The following is a 3978-nucleotide window of genomic DNA, read 5'->3' as shown; positions in this document are numbered from 1 at the left end:
AGGGCGTGGACTACCAGGGTATCTAATCCTGTTTGCTCCCCACGCTTTCGCGCCTCAGCGTCAGTATTGGGCCAGGTGACCGCCTTCGCCACTGGTGTTCCTCCAGATCTCTACGCATTTCACCGCTACACCTGGAATTCCATCACCCTCTCCCATACTCCAGTCAGCCCGTTTCCACCGCCATTCCCAGGTTGAGCCCGGGGATTTCACGGCAGACGTAACCCACCGCCTACGCGCCCTTTACGCCCAGTAATTCCGATTAACGCTCGCACCCTCCGTATTACCGCGGCTGCTGGCACGGAGTTAGCCGGTGCTTCTTCTTGGGTTCACGTCAATAACAGACCGTATTAGGGCCCGCCTTTTCGTCCCCCACGAAAGGACTTTACAACCCGAAGGCCTTCTTCATCCACGCGGCATTGCTTCGTCAGGGTTGCCCCCATTGCGAAAAATTCCCCACTGCTGCCTCCCGTAGGAGTCTGGGCCGTGTCTCAGTCCCAGTGTGGCTGGTCGTCCTCTCAGACCAGCTACCGATCGTCGCCTTGGTAGGCCTTTACCCCACCAACTAGCTAATCGGACGTAGGCCCCTCCTTCAGCGCGAGGTCCGAAGATCCCCCGCTTTCCCCCTCAGGGCTTATGCGGTATTAGCCCAAGTTTCCCTGGGTTGTCCCCCACAAAAGGATAGGTTCCTACGCATTACTCACCCGTCCGCCACTCGCCATCAGGCCGAAGCCCATGCTGCCGTTCGACTTGCATGTGTTAGGCATGCCGCCAGCGTTCAATCTGAGCCAGGATCAAACTCTCGCGTTCAATCCTCTACTACTTCATCTCTTCCAGACAACCCGAAGGCTCAACACCTCCAGATCGCCCTCTGGGCCTAAACCCCACACATCTCCACTCGGTTGGGAAAGAACGATACTGCAAAAATTGGTAGCGGGGGTAGGATTTGAACCTACGACCTTCGGGTTATGAGCCCGACGAGCTGCCTGGCTGCTCCACCCCGCACCGGGTCTTACAATCTAGCTTCACTATGGTCGCTCGTCAAGCCTTCCAGAGCGACCCTGCGTCGCGGCGAACCTTTGCCGCGTCGAGGAAGCGCACTATACCGAGGTCGAAACCCCTTGGCAAGGGGGCACGGCAGACGGTGGTCGAGCGCTGCGCCGGGGAGCGGTTGCGGCAAGGACTCGTATCAACCCGCGCCTTGGCTACGCAGCACGGCGCCCGCGATGCTGAGTACGAAGAGGAGCAGCACAAATAGCCAGCCCCAGGGCCAGACGCTGGCCCGCAGGGCAGCGCGGATCCGCCCCTTTTTGAACACCAGGGCAAAGAGCCAGACCACCAACCAGGAAAAGACCAGACGTCCGAGAAGATTACCCCACAGATAAGCCGACATATGCCCCTCCTCGATGACTCGCCAGCCGCCATCGCAAGCCGATAAGCGACTGGAATATTTATAATAAAAATCCACGGTACTTGCCCATAACCCAAATATTTTTTATATTAAGCACGAAACGACAGCAGGGGAAGGGAGCGCCCAGATGAGCGTCGTCGCACCAGCGCAGGACCGCGGCTTGTCGGGTCGTCGGCAGTTTTTGCGCTGGCTCTCGGGGGCAGCGTTTTGCGCGGCGGCCACCTCTCCGGCGGTAGCGCTCGGCACCGGGGAAGCACCCAGTGAGATCTTCCGCAGGAGAGGCGCGGCACGGGCCGCCCTTCTGCGGCGCTACTGGCAAGAAAGTTCGGGCTTGGCCTCCGTCCGCACGGGCCCGCCGACGGGCTTGCGGATGATGCAGTTCATCGATCCGCTCTGTCCCTTGTTCTCCCGCCAGTGGTGGGCACTGTGGCCACACCGGGACCGACTATGCGTCCACTGGATTCCTGTAGCCTTCGTCCGTCCCGAGAGCCTTGGCGTAGCAGCGCACATTCTGGCCAGCCCGCATCCCGTGACGGCCTTGGAAAAAGCCGCCCTCGCCGTTGGGACGCAATCCTCACTCCTGGCCGCGGCCCCGCCGATCCCGGAGCGCGACCGCGTGCCGGTCCGCGGCAACACCCGCTTCTGGCGGGAACGCCTCGGCGTACTGCCGGTGCTGCTTTATCCCCACCGTCAGGGGCCGCACGCCTTCGTAGGCGTTGCGGAGCCCCAGATCCTGGCCACGATCCTGCGCCTGGCGAATGACCGCCGCCAGGGTCCAGCTACCGCCCCGGTTCTACCCGATTTCCAGCCTCGCCACGCCAGCCCCTAGGAGAGCCGGACCATGCTCTGTTTCCTCACCGCTCGCCGCCGCGTTCTGACGTTTTTCCTGATTTGGATTTTTGCCCTGCAGGCGAGCGTCGCCCGGGCTGAGTGGTACGTGTCCCAGGTCAACCGCGCACCGGCGCAACAGACCCTTTTCTGGGTGCCGTCTGACGACCTCTCTACCTTGCAGTTCAACCCCAAGGGCGGGGTCTGCGTTGCCCCCGCCAACCGGCAGGCGCTCGGCGCCGAGAATGACCTGGACTGCGTGCGCCAAACCTTGGAGGAAATTCAGCGAAACGGACAGCCTTCCCTGGCACAGATGGAGCGTCTGCTGTCGGCGACGAAAAAGTCGGGCTTTTGGGAGGGGTTCGGCGAAGGTCTCGGCGCCTCCGCCGGCGACCTCTTCCGGTCCATCCTCGAACTGCCCAAGCTCATCACAGAGATTCCTCGGCTTTTACAGGGGTTGAAAGACCATCCGGAGCAGATGCTCGCCATTCTGAAAAAAGCCCTGCTGAAGTCCGCCGAAACCGTCGTGGCCTACATTTGCGAGCCCAGCGACGCCAATGCTCGGGCGCTTGGAAAACTCGTGGGGAAGACAGACGGCGACCTCGCGTTAATGGTCTTCGGGTCTTTTGTCGGCATTGGCGGAAAAATAGGAAAAGGCGGTAAAACGCTCGAATCCTTGGAACGGGCCGCCAAGGCGCTCCCGAAGATCCCTGAGGGCGCACGGCACATCGTTGCCATCCGCGGGAGTACCCTGGCCGCTTTTCAAGAGGCGTTTAATCTACACAAAAAAGCCAATGTGGTGAGCTACATTTCCTATACGACCCGGGATGGTCAAAGCCACCTGCTGCGGGTGGTGCCGAAGAATCTAAAGGGGGAAAAGAATTCTCAGCTCGTCGTGGAACGTGCAGATGGTGGCCCGGTGCCCTTTTCGGTCGCTGAGGATGTGTTCAAGGAGATCGCAGGCGTCGAGGAGTTGCCGACGCCGATGGTGCAGGCTGACAAACCAGGTTACATCGTGGGGGACAAGCCGACAATATATGTAGCGGGTCCCCGTGGTCGAAAGGTATCTCTGCGAAACTTTGCCAGCACCACCGAAGCTTCCGGCCCGGTTTGGACAGTGGGTATCAAGGGGCTAGGGAAAAACGGATTAGAAGAAATCAAATTCAAAGGGTAACTATTATGGACTGGGAAAAGATTTTTTCTTTGGTAGAGGTTAAAGACTGGGACGCTTTTTGCGCGGATTTCTTTCCGTGCGGTCTTCAGCACCTCGAAAGCATTCTGAGCTCCGTTTATGAGCGGGACGAAACCCGAGAGGTTTTTCTGAACATTCTCTACCGTCTGCTGGAAGAGGGCCGCATGGTCCACCCTAAACCCGGCAGTACCATGAACGAAGTACGCGACTCCCCCGTCCGCCCCATGCCCATGTGGAACGCCCCACCCGCGGTCATGGTGGACTGCTATCGCCTGGGCTGGCCCCCGCTGGAACATCTCAAATACATCTATGAAATCTTCATTTATTGTTACGACATGGAGTTCGCCTGGGTCGCCTGGGATAGGCAACTCCTCACGGATCGCGGGCTGCAAGAGGACTACCGGCCCGGTGGCCTGTGGTACGACTGTTACGAATACGCCGAGGCGGGGGAGTGGGCACTCCTGCCGCGCAACGAGGACGCCGCGCCCGTGGTGAGCCTCGCCCTGCAAAGGCATCTCCGCCGCCTGGGCTTCGATTCCGTCGACGCCTT

4 protein-coding genes, 1 tRNA gene and 1 rRNA gene are annotated in these 3978 nt (G+C 60.1%); 3 read left to right on the top strand and 3 right to left on the bottom strand.

What is annotated here, in order from left to right; translation table 11 throughout:
- The 3 genes from Q0C23_RS06010 to Q0C23_RS06000 all read right to left on the bottom strand — a co-directional run.
- Positions 1-807 (bottom strand): 16S ribosomal RNA (locus Q0C23_RS06010); the annotation flags it as partial.
- A 118-nt stretch (positions 808-925) separates the two neighbouring features.
- Positions 926-1002: transfer RNA gene (locus Q0C23_RS06005), tRNA-Met, on the bottom strand.
- A gap of 184 nt (positions 1003-1186) precedes the next feature.
- A complete protein-coding gene (locus Q0C23_RS06000) occupies positions 1187-1390 on the bottom strand; it encodes a hypothetical protein (protein WP_291511471.1) in 204 nt (67 codons plus the stop codon).
- Between the two features lie 145 nt (positions 1391-1535).
- On the opposite strand from Q0C23_RS06000, the gene Q0C23_RS05995 reads away from it, so the two are divergent.
- The 3 genes from Q0C23_RS05995 to Q0C23_RS05985 all read left to right on the top strand — a co-directional run.
- Positions 1536-2237, top strand: coding sequence for a hypothetical protein (locus Q0C23_RS05995; protein WP_291511470.1), 702 nt, complete (start codon positions 1536-1538; stop codon positions 2235-2237).
- A gap of 12 nt (positions 2238-2249) precedes the next feature.
- Positions 2250-3410, top strand: a complete 1161-nt coding sequence (locus Q0C23_RS05990; protein WP_291511469.1) for a hypothetical protein — start codon at positions 2250-2252, stop codon at positions 3408-3410.
- A gap of 5 nt (positions 3411-3415) precedes the next feature.
- Positions 3416-3978, top strand: a 563-nt coding sequence (locus tag Q0C23_RS05985) for a hypothetical protein (RefSeq protein WP_291511468.1), incomplete at its 3' end; no start/stop codon positions are given.

The organism is Acidithiobacillus sp. (assembly GCF_023256195.1).
Lineage (GTDB): Bacteria > Pseudomonadota > Gammaproteobacteria > Acidithiobacillales > Acidithiobacillaceae > Acidithiobacillus_A.
Note: the sequence above shows the minus strand (reverse complement) of the source record. Positions and strands in the feature narration are given on the sequence as shown.

What these genes read in the sequence shown, in the direction of transcription:
- Q0C23_RS05990 (WP_291511469.1), top strand. Translation starts at nt 2,250, where the DNA reads ATGCTCTGTTTCCTCACCGCTCGCCGCCGCGTTCTGACGTTTTTCCTG.
- Q0C23_RS06000 (WP_291511471.1), bottom strand. Translation starts at nt 1,390, where the DNA reads ATGTCGGCTTATCTGTGGGGTAATCTTCTCGGACGTCTGGTCTTTTCC.
- Q0C23_RS05995 (WP_291511470.1), top strand. Translation starts at nt 1,536, where the DNA reads ATGAGCGTCGTCGCACCAGCGCAGGACCGCGGCTTGTCGGGTCGTCGG.